Raw genomic sequence first — 20,939 nt, 5'->3', positions numbered from 1 at the left:
ATCGATGCTTCATTCGGTAGCAGCCCCGTTTGCGCTGGCGTCTTGACGGCGGGCGATGGCTTCTGGTGTCGTTGTCTCCGGTCGTGGGAAGTGCCGTCGCCGACGGCGTCGCCGGCCCGGAGAGCGAAGCCATGCCCCACACCGCTGTCTCCCCCTGCCTGCCGCGCCATTTCTCCAATCCCCACGCCGACCATGAGCGGGTCTACGGCCCATCGGAACGCGCGATCCTCAGCCGTGCCGCCTTCGAGGAGGCGATGGCCGAGATCGGCGCCTGGCCCGGCTACACGCCCACCCCGCTGCGCTCCCTTCCCGGGCTGGCGCGGGAGGCCGGGATCGACCGCCTCTGGTACAAGGACGAAGGCGCCCGCTTCGCGCTCGGCAGCTTCAAGGCGCTGGGTGGGGCGTACGCTGTGTTGCGGCTGCTGGCGCGGGAGGTGACGGCGCGGGTGCCCGGCGTGCCGGTGACCGCCCTGGATCTCGTCGTCGGCCGCTATGCCAAGGTGACGCGGACGCTGACCGTCACCACCGCCACAGACGGCAACCATGGCCGCTCGGTCGCCTGGGGCGCGCAGGTGTTCGGCTGCAATTGCGTGGTGTATGTGCCCGCCGCCTGTACGCCCGGCCGCCGCGCCGCCATCGAGGCGTACGGGGCGCGGGTGGTGGTGGTGGACGGGCCGTACGACGAGGCGGTGCGCCGTGCCGCCGCCGACGCGGCGCAGCAGGGCTGGTTCGTCGTCTCCGACACCTCCTACACCGGCTATATGGATGTGCCGCGCGACGTGATGCAGGGCTACACCGTGATGGTGGAGGAGGCGATCTCGCAGCTTCCCGCCAGCGAACGGCCGACCCACGTCTTCGTGCAGGGCGGCGTCGGCGCACTGCCCGCCGCGGTCTGCGGCCATCTTTGGGAAAGCTGGGGACGCCAGCGCCCGCGCTTCGTGGTGGTGGAGCCGCACAGCGCCGACTGCCTGTACCAGAGCGCCGTCGCCGGCCGGCCGACGCGGGCGGAGGGCGACCTCGACACGGTGATGGCCGGGCTTGCCTGCGGCGAGGTCTCGCTGCTGGCCTGGGCGATCCTGGAGCGCGGCGCCGACGATTTCCTGACCATTCCCGACGAGGGGGCGGTCACCGCCATGCGCAAACTGGCGGACGGCGGGCATGGCGGCCGTCCGGTGGTGGGCGGTGAGTCGGGCGTCGCCGGGCTGGCCGGGCTGCTCTGTGCCGCCGCCCACGAGGAGGTGCGGCTGGCGCTGGGCCTCGTTCCCGATGCGCGGGTGCTGGTGTTCGGGACCGAGGGGGCGACTGACCCGGAGGTCTATGAGCGGATCGTCGGCCGCTCGCCGGAGGCGGTCGCCGACGGGCTGCTCAGCGCAACAGGTCGGTGACGATGTTGGCGCCGTCGGCGGTCAGCCGGTCGGCGGTTTCGCGATGGTCGCGGGCGCCGGAGAAGCCGCCCTCGGCCTTCACCCGTTCGATCCAGCTCTGCGAGGCGCCGAGCGACACCAGCCGTTCGACCATCATCTGGGTGGAGCGCAGGGTCATCCGGCCATTCTCCGCCATGCGCGGGGCATGCACCATGAACTCCGCCCGCGGGGCGGCGTAGCGCGGATAGCCGGCCAGATAGAGACCGACGCACATGCTTTCGCAGGATTCGCCGTCGCGCACCCGGGTGGCGACCGGCCGTCCGCCCTTGCGCTCGGCCAGGACGGCGTCGATCATCCGGTAGCCCGCGGCGGTGAAGCCGCCGGGGCTGGACAGCTCGATCACCAGCGGGCGGCGGGCGGGCAGGGCGTGCAGGGCGTCGAGGAAGCTGCGTTCGGCTCCCGGCGTGATGATGCCGTCGAGCCGCAGGACGGTGACGTCGCCCTGGTCGTTGCGGGACATCGCCGCGTCGGGAAATTCCGAAGACGGGGCCGCGGGCACCGGATTGACGGTGACGGGGCCGATGGCGGCCGGGGCGGAGCCGGCCGGATTGAGCGACAGGCCGTCCGGCTGGGTTGCGGCATGGCCGAGTGCGGCGCCCGCGATCAGCAGGGCACCGAGACCGGCACCGAACCCGACCTTCCGCAGCAGCTTCCACACCGACATCGCACCCTCCCGCGCTCGACCCACCCAGCGTGGCGGGCAAAGCTTGCCCGAGTGTTAACGGCATGTCTGTGGCGGGCCACACAATGGAGGTAGGGGGGGTAGGAATGGGGACGGGACGGATGCGGCGCGATAAAGCGTGCGCGCGAACGCAAAGGGCGTTAGAAGAAACAGGATTCCAAGGGTATGGCCGGGGCGTCCTCATCAGGGCGATGCCCGTCCCGTCCCGTGCCGTGAACGTCGAAGAGCGGAACGATGTCGTACATCCAGGGTGAAACGGGCGATTGGGAAGTCGTGATCGGGCTTGAGGTCCATGCCCAGGTGATTTCGAATGCGAAGCTGTTTTCCGGCTCCGCCACCGAATTCGGGTCCGCGCCGAACAGCCAGGTCAGCTTCGTCGACGCCGCGTTCCCCGGCATGCTGCCCGTCATCAACGAATATGCCGTCGAACAGGCAGTGCGCACCGGTCTGGGCCTGAAGGCCGAGATCAACCTGCACTCGGTCTTCGACCGCAAGAACTACTTCTACGCCGACCTGCCGCAGGGCTATCAGATCAGCCAGTTCCTGCAGCCCATCGTCGGCAAGGGCGAGATCGTGCTCGACCTGCCGGACGGCACCAGCCGCACCGTCGGCGTCACGCGCCTGCATCTGGAGCAGGACGCCGGCAAGTCGCTGCACGACCAGCACCCGTCCAAGACCTACATCGACCTGAACCGGTCGGGCGTGGCGCTGATGGAGATCGTGTCGGAGCCCGACATGCGGACCTCGGAGGAGGCCGGCGCCTATGTGCGCAAGCTGCGCTCCATCCTGCGCTATCTCGGCACCTGCGACGGCAACATGGAGGAAGGCTCCATGCGCTGCGACGTCAACGTGTCGGTGCGCAAGCCGGGCGACGCCTTCGGCACCCGCTGCGAGATCAAGAACGTCAACTCGATCCGCTTCGTCATGCAGGCCATCGAGTATGAGGCGCGCCGCCAGATCGAGATCATCGAGGATGGCGGCAAGATCGACCAGGAGACCCGGCTGTGGGACACGACCAAGTTCGTGACCCGCTCCATGCGGTCGAAGGAAGAGGCGCACGATTACCGCTATTTCCCCGACCCCGACCTGCTGCCGCTCGAACTCGATGCGGCGTGGGTGGAGGACATCAAGAAGACGCTGCCTGAGCTGCCGGACGACAAGAAGTCCCGCTTCATCGAAGACTACAAGCTGTCGGTCTATGACGCCGGCGTGCTGGTCTCGGAGAAGTCGAAGGCTGACTATTTCGAGGCGGTCGCCAAGGGCCGCGATCCGAAGCTGGCCTCCAACTGGGTCACCGGTGAGCTGTTCGGCTATCTGAACAAGGCCGGCAAGGAGATCGAGGAAAGCCCGGTGTCCGCCGAAGACCTCGGCGGCCTGATCGACCTGATCGCCGACAACACCATTTCCGGCCGCATCGCCAAGGAAGTGTTCGAGACGATGTTCGAGACCGGCGAGAAAGCCGCCGACATCGTCGAGAAGAAGGGGCTGCGCCAGGTCACCGACACCAGCGCCATCGAAGGGTCCATCGACGCCGTGCTGGCCGCCAACCCTGACAAGGTGACGGAGTTCCGCAGCGGCAAGGACAAGCTGTTCGGCTTCTTCGTCGGTCAGGTGATGAAGGCGACCCAGGGCAAGGCCAACCCGGCCATGGTCAACGAAATCCTTATGAAGAAACTGAAAGGCTAACCCGCCTGTCCCTGTCAGCGGACGGAAATCGCCGTCTTGCCCGAAAGAAAGCCTCTCCGTTCGGCGGAGGGGCTTTTTTCTTGGGTGCTACCCGCCGTTACGGTAAAGCCGCAGTTGAATTTTCCCGGTTTCCGCCGTCACAGTGCTGGAAACGGTGGAGGAACCATGGCGGCGGAGCCGGTGATGATGGCGCTGGCGGCTGGTGCTGTCGGCGGTCTGCTCGGGGTGCTGCTGGGCCGGTATGCCGGTCGCCGGGCGGCCCGCCATCCATCGTCGCCACACCCCGCCAACCCTGCTGGCGCCCGGCCGGCGCATGCCCTCCACGAACCGGACGTTGGCGAGCGGCTGGAGATGGCGCTGGAGGCCACCGGGGCCGCGGTCTGGGATGCCGATCTGGTGGCCGGCACCTGCTGGTGGTCGGACACCTTCCCGCGCATGCTGGGCTATCGCACGCGCCCGGCGATGCCGCCCGATTTCTGGGAGCGGCGGCTGCACGCGGAGGACCGCGAACGGGTTCTGGCCCATATCGCCTCGCATCTGGCCGGCGAGACCTCTGCCTACGCCTACAGCTACCGCCTGCGGCACGAGGGCGGCGGCTGGGTGTGGATCGCCGCCAAGGGCCGCGCCTTCCGCGACGACACCGGTCGGGCGGTGCGCTATGCCGGCATCATGACCGACATCACCGAGGCCCGCCGGCAGGAGGAGCGGCTGCGGGCCAGCGAGGAACGGCTGCTGAAGATCATGGAGGCAGCCCCCATCGCGGTGAACGTCACCACGCGCGACGGCCGCTGGCTGTTCTGCAATGCCCAGTCCGTGCGGCTGATGGGCCGTGACCGTTCGGAACTGATGCGCACCCCGGTGGCCGATCTCTATGCCGACCCCACCGACCGCGATGCGCTGATCGCCCGATTCGACCGGGAGGGCGCCTTTCGCAATGCCGAGATCCGGTTCCGCAGGCCGGACGGCAGCGTCGTCTGGGTCCTGTCCTCATGGAACAGCATCGAGCTGGACGGTGAAGCTGCACTGCTGACTTGGCTCTACGACATCACCGACCGCAAGGCCGCCGAGTCGGCGATGATCCAGGCCAGGGAAGAGGCCGAGCAGGCTCTGGCCGACCTGCGGGAGGCGCAGGAGAGTCTGATCCAGGCCGAGACCATGGCCTCGCTTGGCCAGCTGGTGGCGGGGGTGGCGCACGAGATCAACACGCCCATCGGCATCGGCCTGACCGCCGCCAGCCACATCGGCGAACAGGCGCAGGTCCTGCGGGACCGCTACACCGGCAACGCGCTGCGCCGGTCGGAATTCCTGGAGTTCCTGGATGGTCTCAGCGAGAGCAGCCGCCTGCTGATGGCCAACATCGACCGCGCGGCGTCACTGGTGCAGAGCTTCAAGCAGGTGGCGGTCGACCAGTCCTCCGGCGACCGGCGGGTGTTCGAACTGGGCGGCTATATCCAGGAGCTGCTGTTCTCGCTGCGTCCGCGGCTGAAGCGCACCAATCTGCGGGTGGCGGTGGAGTGCGACGACGACCTGACGATGGACAGCTTTCCCGGTGCGCTGGGGCAGGTGCTGACCAATCTGGTCATCAACGCCGTCGTGCATGCCTATGGCGACGGGGATCGGAGTGGCGACCGCTTGACCGATGATCCCGCCGGCACGATCAGGATCACAGCGCAGGCGGATGGAACCGAGCGGGTGCGGATCGACTTCATCGACGACGGTGCCGGCATCGCGCCGGAGCACCTGTCCAAGGTCTTCGACCCCTTCTTCACCACCAAGCGCGGGCAGGGCGGCTCCGGCCTGGGGCTGCACATCGTCTTCAACACCGTCACCGGCCCGCTGGGCGGCAGCGTGTCCGTCCAGTCCTGGCCAGGGCAGGGGACCCGCTTCACCATCCAGCTGCCCCGCGAGGCCCCGGCGATGCAGCCGGCCATCGCGGCGGAGCCGGCCCTGGGCTGAACCCGTGGCGCGGCCCCGCGGCCGATCAGGCGCAGGTTCAGTCAGGCGACGTGAAGTTCGTGGAATTGCAGATGCTTGGGCCGCCGGCCACGACGCTTCGGCGCCGCGAAGTTGGCGAGCGCGCCGTTCTCGCCGCGCAGCTCAGCGGTCAGCTCCTGCACGCAGCGCTGGAGCAGTTCCTTTTCGCGCTGGTCTTCACGATCGGTGATTTCCAGGCAGCTCAGCTTGATCTCGACGAGGTCGATCAGTGTTTCGGCGCAACGGCGTGACAGGGTCATGGCATCCTCCACGGCGACGGGGTGCGGCGTCACTGACCGGCGGGGCTTTGTCGGGATCAGCCCCCACGCGACCGAGTCGTTCGACACCCGGGCTTTTTATTGCTCATGGTGGCATCATAAGCGCCTTCCGTTAAAAAGTACCTAAAATTTTATACAGATTTGTCCCTTTCCGAAGATTTTCAGGAAAAGCGGATTTGTGGCTTTGTAAGCGTTGACAAGGCTACGGCCGGCCGTTAGAACCCTCCCCACGCCAGCGGTGACCCACGGGAAACCGCACTGGCTGGAGGGGTGGCCGAGTGGCTGAAGGCAACGGTTTGCTAAACCGTCATAGGGTTTAAAGCCCTATCGTGGGTTCGAATCCCATCCCCTCCGCCACCGCGTGGCTAGAGCGTTGATTTAGTTGCTAAATCCGCCTTGGCTCTTTCATTACCCCCACATCTTTCCCCACATTTAGGTTCGGCTGGGCATGATCTCCAGCGAGCCGTCGCGGCTGATTCAGGCTTTCTGGCAGAGCCAAGCGCATGCCTGCAAACCAACGATATCACAGTCACTCGGCAGCCACTTTGAAACGATTATCGCGGTGTTCCTGCCGTAGATGTCAGGACATCAGGCTACCCCTAGAAACGCGCCAGCGATCCGCGGGGGTGCCGTGGTGGGCTTCGTTTGCTGCACCTCCGCCGCCAAACCGCAGCGGCACCACCGCACATCAACCGCACTCCGGCAGCGCGTCGGCAGCGCGCGCCGCAGCGCCCCACAGCGGCGGTTTCGGCCCGCTTCCGCGGTGCGCTGGCGATGGCTTTCAGTGTGATCGGGGATGTAGGCGTAATAACGCAAACTGTTAGCAGACCGGTCGGACGCCCCCGCGGCGCCTCCATGACGGGCGGATGTCGCGAGCCTCACCCAGCAAAGGTGCGGATCATCGCGGAGCCAGTCACTTCCTACCCTGGCAACTGTGCCTGCCCTTACAGCGCGATGTGTAACGGTCACCGGTGTGGTGGCCGAACCGCCTACAGCCGGCCTGGAGGGCGTTCACCGATCTGCTATGCCGACGACGTCACGGAGACCATGGTGAAGCATTGGCGGTGGGCGCACGGAGAACGGCAAGAGTGATTGGATTTACCTCACCGCTCGCGCGGCCATACCGGACCTGCCGGTCTAGTAGCTGATCTTTGAGCGCATCTAGATGACCGATAGCCGGCCCGTTACTTGCCTGGCGAACTTTCTGCTCTCAATCAGCCGAGCTTGGCTCGCGCGATCTGCAAGCCCGCGTTCAGAACAGCTCCACATCATCGTCACTCTGCATGCCGAATACGGCCGCAGTTTTGCCAGCATCATCCAAGACTTCGACGGTCACACCATGCTCGCAGTCGTCCGAGATCGCCTGCGCGATTTCTAGGAGGGGACTGAATGATCTCAGTTTTCCAGCGATCTTGTGGGGCGAGCAGGGAGAAATAGTAACTTTCATGCCGCGCACCTTTCCGATCAGTTCGGTGAGATCCTTCCTTTATAATGCTAAAGTTGTATTCCCTAACGCATAGGTGATTGCCCTAATCTTAGACGCCTGTGCGCGCGAGTCCGGCACGGTTGATAATCGTGAGACGGCCAGGCACCTATCTGCTAGGTCCCTCAACCCCGCCGACCGCCTGATCATCCGCCGCTGCGGCGTCCGTGAGGAGGCGAATGCCCCTATCCGCTGGTTCGACATTCTGCGGGAAACGAAGGCAAACGGATCGCGGCGGTTTCCGGACAAAGGAGTGACGGGCGAGGTGCCTTGAAGCCCGTCGCTTATCGCGTCAATCCCCGGCGAGTTGGCGGCGGGCATAGGCGGCGTTCAGGTAACGGCTGACCAACGCCTCGAATTCGGCCGCCTTCATGCCGCGGATGCCCATCGCCTCCAGCACCACGGTCCGCTCGCGTCGGTTTACTTTGTTGTAGATGGAAAAGCCGATGCGGTTGGGCAGAGGCGCCTCCTCATGCAGCGCCAGCACCAGCGCCAGCCGTCGCGCTGCCGACACCTGCATCCCGGCCACATCGGTCCAGGCGATGGGCTCCCGCAGCCGTGCCGACATCAGGGCGTCGGGCGTCAGGGTCATCAACGGCGCTTTCGTCTTGTGGTGGACCCAGGCCGCATAGCCCAAAGCCATGCAGATTCCCAACCCCGCCACTGCCCCGATGAATGCCTTCGTCCCCGGATCGTTGCCGATGCCGAGTTCCCGCCCAAAGACGGTGGTGCCGATGGTGAAGGCGGCGAACATCGCCGCGATGAAGGCCATGGCCAAGATCATCGGCCTGCCGTTCTCATAGAGCACCGTGTGCTCCGCCGGAACGGCGGCGGCGGCGGCCTCCAACTCCTCCCGGTTCAGCCGGTGCACCTGCCGGGCCTCATCGAGGAAGGCCGCAGTCAGCGCATGGCAAAGCCCGCTCCAGTCGGCGAACAGCCGATGTGGCAGGCTGGTGTCCTCCGCCATCGGCCCGCGGGCGGCACGGGCCAGCAGGCGTTCGTCGAGCTGGACGCCCAGGGTGCTGATCCGCAGGGCAGTCGGCGGATGGCTGTCGGTCGGGTGCGGCTGGCACTCCTCCAGATGCGCGGCGGGATCCGGGAGGCCATCTTCGACGCGCCGCAGGATTTCGGCCATCATGTCCGGCCCGGCCGTGTCGGGGGCGGCGAAGGCGTCATTGAGCGTCTCGAAGATGGCCGGCGCCAGCGCCGCGTTGCGAAGCAGGGCAAGGGGAACGCTTTCCGGACCGCTGACCAGGCTGGCCCGGCGGTCGGCCTCCAGCTCGCGCTGCCGCCTGTGCTGGGCCACCGAGAGATCGAAGCTCTCCAGCGTATGGAAGCCGAGATGCAGGGCCGGAGCGAGCATGAAGCCGCCGGTCCCGGTGCGCTCGCCAAGCGCGGTCAGGGTCCGCCACAATCCGGCATGGATCGGAGCGAAGCGGCGGCTGTAGGTGGTATCCCCGCCGGAGAAATGGGCCAGCTCGTGGCCGATGACCGCCGCGAGTTCGGTCTCGCCGATCAGCGGCAGGCAGGGAGCCGGCAAATGGAGGGTGCGGCCCGACAGCACCCGCTCCCCGTCGAGCGGCCGGACCGGTGCCTCAGTGACGAAGAAGCCCTCGGTCAGGCCGATTAGGATGCTGTCCGGCATCAACGCCTCGTGCCGGGTCGCCAGATCTTCGACGAAACGCCAGAGACCGGGCGCCTCGTCCCGGCTCACCACCACCCCGCGGATGTCGAGCGGCTCCACGGTGTAGAGATCGAAGACGCGGCGCATCGCGATGATCGCCATCACGGCACTATAGGCGGCGAGGCCCGCGAGCATCACGGCCGCGGCGAAGAGCTTGACGCTGCCGGTCGACAGATGGTCCCAGAACCACAGGCTTGCTGCTTCGAACAGCGAGGCCGAGACACTGGCGATGCTGAGGCCGACGAGCACGGCAGCGAGCGCGAAGGGCAGGCCCCGCCTCAAACGGTCGAAACTGCGGATCAGGGCCTCGCGCGACCGCCGCGCCCGCAGGGCTGAGATGCGTGCCGCCAGCAAGCCGGTCAGCCCGGCAAGGAAAGCCAGCAGGCCGCCGGCCATCGTGCCCCAGCTCAACGGGTAGCGGATCTGCGATACTTCAGCGCCCTCTTCCATTGTGTCGATGGCCCTGCGGACCCCGGCAACGGCCATCGAGACCGGCATGCGGCGGCCGTCCGGCCCGCCCATGGTGACGAAAGCCGATGGAGTCTTCGCTTCGATCTGTTGAAGCAGTGCCAGAACCTGCGGCAATTCCTGTCCGGCCTGGCGGTACTCGTCGAGCGTGGCGGCGGCCCGCTGTTCCTGCCAGATCCCGAGCGCCACGAACGACAGTGGAAGGATCAGCAGCCAGATGACGCGAACGAGCCACAGAGGGAAGCGAATGGCACGTCGGACGGTGCCTGCCCTACCGCTGGAAGCAATTGCATCGGCCACGACCGATCTCCCATTTATCGATGTATCGCGCGGGAGGATCGCGGAATGCGCGCAACGGGGCCAGCCGCCCGGAAGGGGTAGCAATTTCAAGTCACGCCGGCATGGACTCCGCCTTTCCAGCATGATGGCCGAATGCCCGTCTTGCAGAACAGGATTATCGCAGCATCAAGCGGCGGGAGCGGCAGCACCCCGAAGGCTCTTGGTCCAGCCCGTCGGCTATCCGCTGACGGAGTGGGCTCTCTCGATCTGGTCGCCTGGAGCATGGATGCCGACCATCGACACCGATACGCTGATGGGGCTGCTGGTGCCGATGCTCTGGCTAGGGGCGTACCAACCTTCGAGAATGTGAAGGGGGGTGGCACGCTGAACTGCGGCGGGAGGCGCTCCGAGGAAGTGGGGGGCTACGCCGCCTTCCCCGGCCAAGGCCAAGGCCCCTCATACCAGACGCCCTCGCCTTGCTCGTTCAGCGCACCAGTCAGTGTCTCGGCTGTTGCCTGAGAACCTCCACAGCTGCGCCTTTACGCCGGTGTCGTTTTCCTTATGCCGCCTTGATGGCGCTGAGGAATGTTTCAACTTCCCGATGGAGGGTTTCTGACTGCATGGCCAGCTCTCCAGCCGCGCTCAGCACCTGGGCGGAGGCCGCCCCGGTTTGCTGTGCGGTCTCGGTGACCTGGATGATGTTGCCCGACACCTCTTGCGTGCCCGAAGCCGCCTGGTGGACGCTCCGAGAAATCTCGGCGGTTGCGGCCCCTTGCTCTTCGATGGCGGCAGCGATGCCGGTAGAGATGTCGTTCACCTGATTGATCGTCCCGCTGATCCCGTCGATTGCCTGTACTGCCCCCTGTGTGGCCTCTTGGATCGCGGCGATCTGGATGGCGATCTCTTCAGTCGCTTTCCCGGTCTGGTTGGCGAGGCTCTTCACCTCACTGGCGACCACGGCGAAGCCCTTTCCGGCCTCTCCGGCGCGGGCGGCCTCGATGGTAGCGTTCAGCGCCAGCAAGTTGGTCTGGCTGGCGATATCGGTGATCAGCTTCACTACGTCTCCGATCCGCTGCGTCGCGTCGGCCAGCCTACGCACGGTACCGGTCGTGCGAGCCGCTTCGTCCACCGCCTGCCCGGCAATGCGGGTCGACCGCGTCACCTGATCGCCGATCTCGTGGATTGATGCCGCCATCTCCTCAGCCGCAGTGGCGACCGTTTGCACATTGGCGCACGTCTGCTCGGCCGCAGCCGCTACGCCGGCGGAGCCTTGGGCATGATGGAGGGGAGGAAAGGGCGCAATATAAAGAGGCCCGCCTCGGGAGAATGAGGCGGACCTGAGTTGATTAAGCGCTCTCTCGGCGCGTCACGATTAGGGTTCGTATGGTTCAGTGACGCAACCAAAAATATCACATCGGCGGGTAGGCCATGGGATTGGCTGGTATGTGAAATTGTCGGAATTGCGCTGCCGATTGGCACAAGAAAGCCCGCCGGCCGGGTGGCGGGCGGGCTTCTGAAGCCAGAGATGCGACTATATTGTCAGGCGGGTGGTTCGGCCCAATCCATGCCGAACGTCCAGCGTCACGGTGCCATGCAAGCCTCGACAGCATATGCACACTGCTCACCAGCCGTCAGCAGGCCACCGGTGCGGCCCAAGTAATTTATCCGGCTCACCCGCCCCCCGTTCATGACGACGTTGACGGTGCAGTTCCTTGCGTGGGATTGCGTGACGGCAAAGTTCGAACCACCGGTCGTGACCGTGTCGTAGGTTCCCGGCGCCGAGACATAGGTCCAGACTTCCGTCCCGCCTTCAGCGGCACGAGACGTCGGCGCTCCCATGCACGACAGGATATTCTCGCGGCTCATGCCGATGAGGTGCGTCTTGGCCGCTTCCGCGGTTTGCGCGCGTTGAACGGAGCAGCCAGAAACAGCCATCACCGCACCCATGACACCAATCAACAACGCCTTGTGCATTCACTTCCCCGTATCAACGCGCGAACGCATATCGCACATCTCAACTTGATTATGCGGGGGCAAACATCATGAGTCGAGGGCCAGCTTCGGCTTGGCGGTGCGGCAATGCGGCGGAACGAGCAAGGGCCGCCCAGTGAGGAGCGGCCCTTGCCGGTCACCAGCAATAGGTATGCGGACGCTTGGTTCCGGTGTAGGCCCAGATGACGCCATCGGCGTCCTCGGGACTTTGCGGAAGCGACCGAAGGGTCTGATGATCTCGGTAGCGCTGAGGCCGGGTGTCGAACATCCGGACCCACCAGCCTCGGGCCTCGCCGCGTCGGCAACCGCCGCTGATCCAGTTCCCGTGGGGATGTTCCAGCGGTGACGAGGCCCATGCTTGCAGGAATGATGAAAGGTGCGGGCCATACGGCAGGGACCGCCTCGAAGGACGGTCCCTGCCATGTCAGTTCGACAACCGTTGCCGAAGCAGCTTCAAGCTATCTCGGTCAGTTCGATCTGCGCGGCACGCTCGTTCACATTGCTCCGGATCCGATCCAGCGCTGCCAGCGGAATGTCGATCTTCACGCAGGGCTGCTGAACGCGCGGATCGTCTCCCGGATACAGCGCCTCGTATTCGGCGGCATTGTCGTAGGCCTGGCGGTTGTCGGCTTCGAGATAGGTCTCGACCGGCAGCCCCGCGGCATACATGCCGTCATGGCTGTCGAGTTCGATGTGGAAATACTCGATCTCCTCCATCGCATCGACTTGCCGGATCGACGAGCCGTTGATCAGCAGGCGGGCCGAGACACCATACTCGCCGATCAGCAGCGCATGGCCGGGAGAGATGTAGAGGTCACGAGCCGGCAAATCCTGGGCAATCGCGTTACGGGAGATCCTGACCGGCAGGTGGACTTTGCGCTGATCGGCATCGAAGGTGGAGCCGTCCAGCAGGCGCCGGCCGATCCAGCGAACGGCGCGATATTCGCCGGTCACCGACGATTGGATCAGGTCACCGATCTTCAAGGTTTCGACGGGCACGTCTCCGAGCAGTGAGCTAACACGGGTGCCGCGGAGCAGGCAGGTCGGCGTCGGAAAAGTCATCGGATACTCGCACCTTGAGGGTTTAAGCAAATCCACCCAGAGACATTCAGCCCGGAATGCAAACTTTTCTCAGGGTGAATACAACATATAGGCTAACCTATATGGGTATGTAGAGGTCCGAAATTGCAGCCAAATGTGATGACTTGCGACGGTGGACTGTTGAGCGGTGGCGAAAACACAGCCAGCCGTTCCGCAAGGCCCGTCTGGCACACCCGGGCCGCAGATCGATACCGACAGGCTGACCAGCCTGCTGGTGCCGATGCCGGGGCTGGGCGCCTGTCGGACCTTTGCGAAGGTCAAGGGAGTGGCGCGGTGATCCCCCTGCCGTGATCAGGTGGCATCTTCTTCGGCCGGCTGACGGCGTCTTTCCGTGAGATCGCGGGTGTCGTCAAGGAGCGAGGCCGGAGGCGGCCGGCATCCGCAGGCCTGGGAGTGTTCCAGATGCCATTCGACGCGCTGTTGTCGGGTCGCCTTCGCCGGCATGGGATGGGCTTCGTGCCAGGGTCTGTTCATGGATGCCCCTATCGACTGCGGAGCAAGTATGCCCGTCGATAGGGGCGGCTTCCATGGGCTTCAGGCCTGCCGCATATCATGCCGCAGGCCCTCTCCATCCCTGACACATGGCCTCACAAGACAGGGAGCGACGTTGACGGCCGTCCGGTACTGACGATCGATGGGCAGTCGATTGCCGGTACCTTCCCGTCCCAGTTCCGGGCGGCCAGATTCGTCCCGCGGTCAACCCTTCAGGCAGCTTGCCATGAAGGCTTTCCGATCCTCCCCACTCTTCCCGGCGGCATCGGCGTTGCACTTCTTCATCTTGTCCTGCTGAGCCGTCAGCGGCTTGGCCGGTTCGGCGGCTGCGGCCGGCTTGTTCGAGAGGCAGCTGCTCATATATGCCTTGCGCTCGTCGCCTTTCAGGCTTTTGGCGGTCGCATCGGCATTGCAGGCCTTCATCTTTTCCTGCTGCTTCTCCTGCTGCGGCGTGGCCGCAGTCGACGCACCGGAACCGGCAGCCAGCGTCACAGCAACAGCGGCAGCTGCAATCACGTACCTCAGCATCTTCAGATCCTCCCAGGCACGCCGCCTCGCACGAGGCATGTCGCGACCGGTGGAGGATCGCACGGGCAGAATCCAAGCGCCAACGGGCGCATCCGGACAATGGATGGCGGCTGGATGGCTCGCTTGGTCAGGCTCCCTATACCGAATTGCACCGGCTTCGCCGTGTCTGCCGCGCTCCACGCGCAGGCCGCTCTACCCGGCGGCGGAGGATACGGCCGGACGGAGGCGGGACCTCTCTCCCCGCACTGGAAAGAGGTCCCGCCTCCGGTCCAACAGCAGGTCAGGCGACCCGCTTGTCGCGGAAGGCCTCGATGGTGCGCATCACGCCGCGCAGTTCGGCCAGACCCTTCAGGCGCCCGACGAAGGAATAGCCGGGGTTCATCGTCTGGCCGATGTCGTCGCCCAGCAGATGGCCGTGGTCCGGGCGCATCGGGATTTGGGCGTCGGCGCGGCCGGCCTGCCGGCGGCGGGCCTCCTCGTCGATGATCGCCGCGGCCACGCCGATCAGGTCGGTGTCGCCGCCGAGATGGTCGGCCTCATAGAAGGAGCCGTCCGGCTCGTGCGTGGTGTTGCGCAGATGAACGAAGTGGATGCGCGGGGCGAACTCCTTCGCCATCGCCACCAGATCGTTCTTCGGGTTGGAGCCGAAGGACCCCGTGCACAGGGTCAGCCCGCAGGCCTCCTGCGGCACGGCGGCGAACAGCGCCCGCACATCCTCCGCGGTGGACATCACGCGCGGCAGGCCGAAGATGGGGAAGGACGGATCGTCGGGGTGAATGCACAGCCGCACCCCCTCTTCCTCGGCGACCGGGGTGATCTCGCGCAGGAACGCGATCAGGTTGGCGCGCAGATCCTCGACGCCGATCTCCTGGTACAGCTCCAGCATGGCGCGGAAGCTGTCGCGGTCATAGGCGAAGTCGCGGGCCGGCAGCCAGTCGATCAGGTTGCGCTCCAGCTCCGCCACCTGTTCCACCGTCATCGCCTCGAACCGCGCCTTGGCGGCGGCGACATGGGCGGGATCGTAGCTGGCCTCCGCATTGCGGCGCTTCAGCACGAACAGGTCGTAGGCGGCGAAATCGACGCTGTCGTAGCGCAGGGCATAGCCGCCGTTCGGCAGCCGGTGCATCAGGTTGGTCCGGCTCCAGTCGGTGATGACCATGAAGTTGTAGCAGATCACCGGGATGCCGGCCCGCGCCACATTGCGGATCGACTGCTTGTAGTTGTCGATCTTGGTCTGGAAGTCGCCGGTGCGGGTCTTGATCTCCTCGCCGACGCCGATGCTTTCCACCACGTCCCAGGTCAGGCCGGCGGCCTCGATCATGGCGCGGCGCTTCTGGATTTCCTCGGGCGTCCAGACGCTGCCCTGGTTCATGTGATGCAGCGCGGTGACGATGCCGGTGGCACCGGCCTGACGGGCCTTTTCCAGGGTGACGGGATCGTCCGGGCCGAACCAGCGCCAGGTTTCCTGCATGATGATGTCCTTTCGAAGAGGGGTGCGTTTGGCGGAAGCCGCCGTTCGGTCAGGGGGTTGCGAGGAAGCCGGTCAGCGTCTTGGCGACGCCGACGTGCATCAGGCTGTCGAGATGACGGACGACCGCGCTGCGGAAGGCGTCCTCCGCGACCAGTTCGGGGTCGAAGATGTCCTCCACGGCGAACAGCGCCGCGGCCAGGGCGCCGGCATCCTTGCCATGGGCGCCGGCGATGCCGGTCAGCTGTGCCGCCATCGGATCGGCGACCGCATAGGCGGTGCCGGCCTCGTCCTTTTGCAGCAGGAAGCGCATCCAGGCGGCGACGGCCAGTGGGATCACCCTCGGTGCCGTGCCAGCGGCGAACAGCTCGCGCGCCGGTTCAAGCAGGCGCGGCGGCAGCTTCTGCGAGCCGTCGGAGGAGATTTGAAGGGTGCGGTGGCGGATGCCGGGGTTGCGGAAGCGGGCCTCCAGCGCCGCGGTGTAGGCGGGGATGTCGGTTCCCGGCACCGGGGGCAGGGTGGGGATCAGATCCTCTGCCCACAGGCGCCGCACGACGGCCGGCAGCTGCGCGTCGGCCATCGCCCCGGCGATGGTCTCGATGCCGGCGATCACCGACAGGTAGGCCAGCAGCGAATGGGCACCGTTCAGGCAGCGCAGCTTCATCAGCTCGAACGGGTGGACGTCCTCGACCATGATGGCGCCGGCCTTTTCCCAGGCCGGGCGGCCGAGCGGGAAGCGGTCCTCGATCACCCATTGCTTGAAGGGCTCGCTCACCACCGGCCAGGCATCGACGCAGCCGGTCGCCTCCTCCACCGTCGCGCGGTCGGCGTCCTGGGTGGCGGGGGTGATGCGGTCGACCATGGTGCAGGGGAAGCCGACCTGATCCGCGATGTAGGCGGCGAGGTCCGCATCGCACAGTTCGGCGTAGCGGACGACGATGCCGCGCACCTTGATGCCGTTCTGGGCGAGGTTGTCGCAGACCAGCACGGTGAAGGGCGCCACCCCGGCGGCGCGGCGGCGGCGGATCGCCTCGGCCAGCAGGCCCGGCACGCTGCGCGGCTTCGTGGGATCGGCGAGGTCGGCACGGATCAGCGGATGCGCCTCGTCCAGCGCGCCGGTGGCGGCGTCCTGGCAATAGCCCTTCTCGGTCACCGTCAGGGTGACGATGCGGATCTCCGGCTTCGCCATCAGCGCCAGCACCTCGTCCAGCTGGTCGGCGGTGGCCATGGCGTCGAGGAAGGATCCGATGACGCGCAGCCGGTCGCGGTTCTCCTCGCGCACCAGCAGGGTGTAGAGGCAGTCCTGCGGTTTCAGCGCGTCGCGGATCGCCGGCGACAGCGGATCGACGCCGACGATGCCCCAGCTCTTGTCACCGGTCGCCAGGACATCGTCGGTGTAGGTGGCGAGATGGGCGCGGCAGAAGGCGCCGAGACCGATATGGACGATGCCCGGCGTCACCGCGGCGCGGTCGTAGGCGGGGCGCTCGACACCCGGGGCCAGATGGTCGAGGGAGGCGGTGGAAAGGCGGGTTTGTGAAGGACGGGCCGCCAGCAGGGCGGTGTTCGCGTCGGGCATGATGGGCTCCGGGTCGCGGCGGTCGCTGCGGTCTCCCTGTCCGCTGTCGCCCCGGAGGGGCGGCAGTGCGGGTGGGCCGGTGCACCGTCATTCTGGTGAAGTGGTGGTGGTCGATTGCGGACTCCGGGGCGGGGCGCCCCGGAGTGTTTGGATGCAGTGGGCGTGGAGATCAGACCTCGATCCCGGCCGGGGTCATGCCCGACCCGGTCTTCGGCAGGATGAAGTGCATGATCGCCAGACCGACGAGGTAGAGGACCGAGGCGATGCCGAACAGCACCTGATAGTTGCCGCCGGTCGCATCCAGCAGGCGGCCGACGCCCATCGACACGAACATGCCGACGAAGTAGGCGCAGAAGCCGCCGATGCCGACCACCGACCCCACCGCGTTGCGCGGCATGGTGTCGGAGACGATGGTGTAGACGTTGGCCGAATAGCCCTGGTGGGCGGAGGCGGCGATGCCGATCAGCAGGACGGCGACCCACATGCTGGACACGGTGGAGGCGAAGAACACCGGCAGCACGCACAGGCCGCAGATCAGGAAGGTCAGCTTGCGGGCCCGCAGGGGCTTCACGCCGCGCTTGATCAGGTGCGAGGAGAACCAGCCGCCGCCGACGCTGCCGAAATCGGCCATGGTGTAGATGATGATCAGCGGCAGCATCGCCCCGAACAGGTTCACGCCATACTGCTTGTTCAGGAAACCGGGGACCCAGTTCAGGTAGAACCACCACACCGGGGCCGAGAAGCAGGTGCCGACGATGTTCGCCCAGGTGCCGCGATAGCTCAGCAGCTTGATCCAGGGAATGTTCTCCTGCGGCAGCACCGGGTCGCTGCGGATATAGGCCAGCTCCTCGGCCGTCAGCTTCGGATGGTCTTCCGGCTTGCGGTAGATCAGCAGCCAGGCGATGACCCAGAAGAAGCCGATGCCGCCAGTGACCAGGAAGGCGGCCTGCCAGCCATAGGCGACCAGCAGGATCGGCACCAGGATCGGTGCGACGACGGCGCCGACGTTGGAGCCTGCATTGAAGATGCCGGTGGCGAGCGCCCGTTCCTTGGCCGGGAACCACTCCGACACCGCCTTGATCGAGGCCGGGAAGTTGCCGCCCTCGGTCAGGCCGAGGCCGGCGCGGGCCATCTTGAAGCCGAAGACGCTGCCCATCAGGGCATGGATGCAGGCGAAGAAGCTCCAGCCGGCGACCGCCGCCGGCAGGCCGATGCGGATGCCGATCTTGTCCATCAGCCGGCCGCAGCCGATGTAGCCGAAGGCGTAGGCCAGCGAGAAGGCGGCGACGATGTCGCCGAAGTCGGACTCGGTCCAGCCCATGTCGCCCATCAGCGTGGACTTCAGCAGGCCCAGGACCTGACGGTCCATGTAGTTGATGGTGGTCGAGAAGAAGAGCAGGCCGCAGATGGTCCAGCGGTAGCGGCCGATGGCCTTGCTCACCGTGACCGCCGCTTTGCCTGCCGCTTGGCCGATGCCGCCGGCCCGATGGGCCGGTTCCGCCGACTGGCCGGGTCCGGCGTCGGCAATGATCTGTTCGCTCATGATAGGCGTCTCCAGCCAGGACGCACGCCGCCGCCCGGTGTTCGCACACCGGCCCCCATTGAGGCATCGAGCCTTCATTGCTTGGGCGCGCCGGATGGCTTCGCGCGGGAGCCGGTCATTCGGCAGCCCCACAGCGTCGTCCGGCGGCGGTCGCACGTTTCAGAACTGTTTCCTGGATCAGTCAGGCCATCGTCGGGAGCGGTGCCGTTTGGGAACCGTTCATGGCGTCGCATACTACCATTCCAGTTGCTGGTATGGTAGTTGCGCTCCCGGCCGGCGGTCAACCGCATCGTCTGCGGCATTTCGTCAGGCGATGCCTGTCCGAAATTCCGGGAGGCCGGTGCGAGGGCATCGGTGTCGATCTTCCGAGCGGGAAGGGGCTGCTGCATTTTCGATTGGATGGTTCAAGGATGTCCTGGCCCGGACCGGGGTAGCGGCGCGGTGCGATGGATCACTGGCTGCCTGCACGTGCCGGGAAACACACCGGCGATACGGTAGAATTGCCTCTCCCTGCCGATGCCGGGCGCGTCGGCACCCAAGGGAGGGAGTGGTCATGGGATTGGATCAAGCGCAGGCGCACGGCGCGTCCGGCCGACGGATCGCGGGCAGCGCGCATCGAGACCTTCTGTTCGGCGGGACCGGCGACGACACCATCGCCGGCCATCGCGGCAACGACTACATGGAAGGCGGCGCCGGCAGCGACCGCTTTGTCCTCGATCCCGGAGACGGCTGGGATTGCATCGGCGACTTCCAGGGCGGTGCGGGCGGCGATCTGCTGGATCTGAGCGGCTGGGGCGGGATCGGCAGCCTGGAGGATGTGCTGGCCCATTCCCATCAGGACAGCGACGGGCTGGTCCTCGATTTCGGGCCGTGCGACGGGGTCAAGCTGATGGGGCTGTCACGGGACGATCTGACGGCCGACAATCTGCGGCTGAAGGCCAGCCGTTTGAAAGCGGACGCCGTGTTCGCGGCCTCCGACAGCGGTCATGGCGGCGAGTTGTGGGGGACGGACGGGCGCCGGGCCTTCCTTCTGCGGGACATCGCCCCGGGGACCGCCTCATCGGATCCGCAGGGCTTGGTCGAGGCGGACGGGCACGCCTATTTCAGCGCCGACGACGGCGTGCATGGCCGCGAGCTGTGGATGACGGACGGTACGCCGGGTGGCACCCGCATGGTGGCCGACATCCATACGGGTGCCGCGGGCTCCGGGCCGACGGCGTTGACCGTCGTGGACGGCAAGCTGTACTTCCAGGCCGACGACGGACAGCATGCAACGGAGCTGTGGGTCAGCGACGGCACCGCCGCCGGGACCCATATGGTGAAGGACATCGCCGACAAGCCGGCCGGTTCCTATCCCTACGATCTGACGGCGGTCGGGGATGAGCTGTTCTTCTCCGCCACCGACAGCGAGCATGGGCGGGCCCTGTGGCGGTCCGATGGAACGGCGGCCGGAACGGTGCTGGTGAAGGACTTCTTTCCGGGAGGGTTCGATCCGCCGGTGCCGCTGCCCATCTTCCCCGGTCATCTGACGGCGGGCGGGGACGATGGACAGCCGCACCGGCTGTTCCTGACAGGCTGGGACGGCACCGGCTCCTACAGCCAGCTGTGGGTGACCGACGGGACCCTGGCGGGGACAGTCAAGCTGCTGGAGGGGCTTGGCGAGGATCCGAAGAGCGGGCACACCCTGTCTCTCGCCATGGCTGGAGATACGCTGTTCTTCAATCGGGGCGATGATCTGTGGAAGAGCGACGGCACGCCGGCGGGCACGGTCCTGGTCAAGGATTTCCCGTCCCTGGGCTTTTCCCGTTCCAAGCAGTTCTTCGCCTTCGACGGTCAGGTCGCTTTCGTTGCCGGGAGCGAGCAGAACGGCTACGAACTCTGGACGTCGGACGGGACGGAGCTGGGAACGCGGATGGTCAAGGACATCGCGCCCGGCCGCGCCGACGCCAACATCGCGAACATCACCGTCGTGGACGACACGCTGTTCTTCACCGCCGATGACGGCGTGCATGGCGACAGCCTGTGGCGAAGCGACGGCACCGCGGCGGGCACGCGGATGGTCGCGGACAAGGCCCACCACACGGGTTGGACGCAGCCCACCAGCCTGGATGCGGCCGGCGGCAACCTGTATTTCAGCGCGACCGATTCCACCCAGGCAGCGGCCCTGTTCCGACTGGATGTGGACAGGGGGGTGGTGACGGAACTCGCCGGTGCGCAGCCCTTCAGCCTGCCCAACGGCGGTTTGCAGGTCGTCGGGGTCTGACCTCTCCGGCGGCCTCCG

14 protein-coding genes, 1 tRNA gene and 1 pseudogene are annotated in these 20,939 nt (G+C 66.3%); 5 read left to right on the top strand and 11 right to left on the bottom strand.

Translation table 11 applies throughout. From position 1 onward, the window contains the following. The first annotated feature begins 131 nt into the window (after positions 1-131). Positions 132-1,385: a diaminopropionate ammonia-lyase gene (locus tag ABNQ39_RS21335; RefSeq protein ID WP_376960293.1), complete on the top strand. Its 1,254-nt coding sequence runs from the start codon at positions 132-134 to the stop codon at positions 1,383-1,385. Here the strand turns inward: ABNQ39_RS21335 and ABNQ39_RS21330 are convergent. Next, the gene (locus tag ABNQ39_RS21330; protein WP_376960291.1) at positions 1,366-2,088 is read right to left on the bottom strand and encodes a hypothetical protein; all 723 of its coding nucleotides are present in this window, start codon (positions 2,086-2,088) and stop codon (positions 1,366-1,368) included. The genes ABNQ39_RS21335 and ABNQ39_RS21330 overlap by 20 nt on opposite strands. 252 nt (positions 2,089-2,340) lie before the next feature. Here ABNQ39_RS21330 and gatB point away from each other — a divergent pair, with 252 nt between their 5' ends. After that, complete coding sequence (gene gatB / locus ABNQ39_RS21325) at positions 2,341-3,792, top strand: Asp-tRNA(Asn)/Glu-tRNA(Gln) amidotransferase subunit GatB (RefSeq protein WP_376960289.1); 1,452 nt, start codon at positions 2,341-2,343, stop codon at positions 3,790-3,792. 165 nt (positions 3,793-3,957) lie between these two features. After that, entirely contained in the window at positions 3,958-5,748 is a 1,791-nt protein-coding gene (locus ABNQ39_RS21320) for a PAS domain-containing sensor histidine kinase (RefSeq protein ID WP_376960287.1), read from the top strand. 41 nt (positions 5,749-5,789) lie between these two features. Here the strand turns inward: ABNQ39_RS21320 and ABNQ39_RS21315 are convergent, their stop codons facing one another. Further along, the gene (locus tag ABNQ39_RS21315) at positions 5,790-6,026 is read right to left on the bottom strand and encodes a hypothetical protein (protein WP_098737227.1); all 237 of its coding nucleotides are present in this window, start codon (positions 6,024-6,026) and stop codon (positions 5,790-5,792) included. 282 nt (positions 6,027-6,308) lie between these two features. Here ABNQ39_RS21315 and ABNQ39_RS21310 point away from each other — a divergent pair. Then, positions 6,309-6,401 (top strand) — tRNA-Ser (locus ABNQ39_RS21310). A gap of 895 nt (positions 6,402-7,296) precedes the next feature. Here ABNQ39_RS21310 and ABNQ39_RS21305 read toward each other — a convergent pair. The 9 genes and pseudogenes from ABNQ39_RS21305 to ABNQ39_RS21265 all read right to left on the bottom strand — a co-directional run bounded on the left by ABNQ39_RS21305 (position 7,297) and on the right by ABNQ39_RS21265 (position 18,658). Further along, the gene (locus ABNQ39_RS21305; RefSeq protein WP_376960285.1) at positions 7,297-7,491 is read right to left on the bottom strand and encodes a hypothetical protein; all 195 of its coding nucleotides are present in this window, start codon (positions 7,489-7,491) and stop codon (positions 7,297-7,299) included. A 328-nt stretch (positions 7,492-7,819) separates the two neighbouring features. Continuing rightward, positions 7,820-9,979: a M48 family metallopeptidase gene (locus ABNQ39_RS21300; protein WP_376960283.1), complete on the bottom strand. Its 2,160-nt coding sequence runs from the start codon at positions 9,977-9,979 to the stop codon at positions 7,820-7,822. Between the two features lie 538 nt (positions 9,980-10,517). Next, a pseudogene (locus tag ABNQ39_RS21295) lies at positions 10,518-11,225 on the bottom strand (methyl-accepting chemotaxis protein); the annotation flags it as partial. 314 nt (positions 11,226-11,539) lie between these two features. Further along, positions 11,540-11,932 (bottom strand): hypothetical protein, encoded by a 393-nt coding sequence (locus ABNQ39_RS21290; protein ID WP_376960281.1) that lies wholly within the window; start codon positions 11,930-11,932, stop codon positions 11,540-11,542. Between the two features lie 471 nt (positions 11,933-12,403). Then, on the bottom strand, positions 12,404-12,949 hold the full coding sequence (locus ABNQ39_RS21285) for a Hint domain-containing protein (protein WP_376960279.1): 546 nt from the start codon (positions 12,947-12,949) through the stop codon (positions 12,404-12,406). A gap of 798 nt (positions 12,950-13,747) precedes the next feature. Continuing rightward, entirely contained in the window at positions 13,748-14,071 is a 324-nt protein-coding gene (locus tag ABNQ39_RS21280; protein WP_376960277.1) for a PsiF family protein, read from the bottom strand. A 280-nt stretch (positions 14,072-14,351) separates the two neighbouring features. Next, positions 14,352-15,542 carry a mannonate dehydratase gene (uxuA, locus tag ABNQ39_RS21275; RefSeq protein WP_376960275.1) on the bottom strand — a complete coding sequence of 397 codons (1,191 nt, stop codon included), beginning with the start codon at positions 15,540-15,542 and terminating at the stop codon, positions 14,352-14,354. A gap of 49 nt (positions 15,543-15,591) precedes the next feature. Continuing rightward, positions 15,592-17,115: a mannitol dehydrogenase family protein gene (locus ABNQ39_RS21270; RefSeq protein WP_376960273.1), complete on the bottom strand. Its 1,524-nt coding sequence runs from the start codon at positions 17,113-17,115 to the stop codon at positions 15,592-15,594. A gap of 169 nt (positions 17,116-17,284) precedes the next feature. Beyond that, positions 17,285-18,658, bottom strand: coding sequence for an MFS transporter (locus ABNQ39_RS21265; protein ID WP_376960271.1), 1,374 nt, complete (start codon positions 18,656-18,658; stop codon positions 17,285-17,287). Between the two features lie 553 nt (positions 18,659-19,211). Between ABNQ39_RS21265 and ABNQ39_RS21260 the strand changes: the two genes are divergently transcribed. Beyond that, a complete protein-coding gene (locus ABNQ39_RS21260; RefSeq protein ID WP_376960269.1) occupies positions 19,212-20,921 on the top strand; it encodes an ELWxxDGT repeat protein in 1,710 nt (569 codons plus the stop codon). Positions 20,922-20,939: the final 18 nt, after the last annotated feature.

The organism is Azospirillum sp. A26 (assembly GCF_042604635.1).
Taxonomy (GTDB): domain Bacteria; phylum Pseudomonadota; class Alphaproteobacteria; order Azospirillales; family Azospirillaceae; genus Azospirillum; species Azospirillum palustre.
The sequence above is the reverse complement of the archived record's forward strand: the minus strand, read 5'-3'. Positions and strand labels throughout refer to the sequence as shown.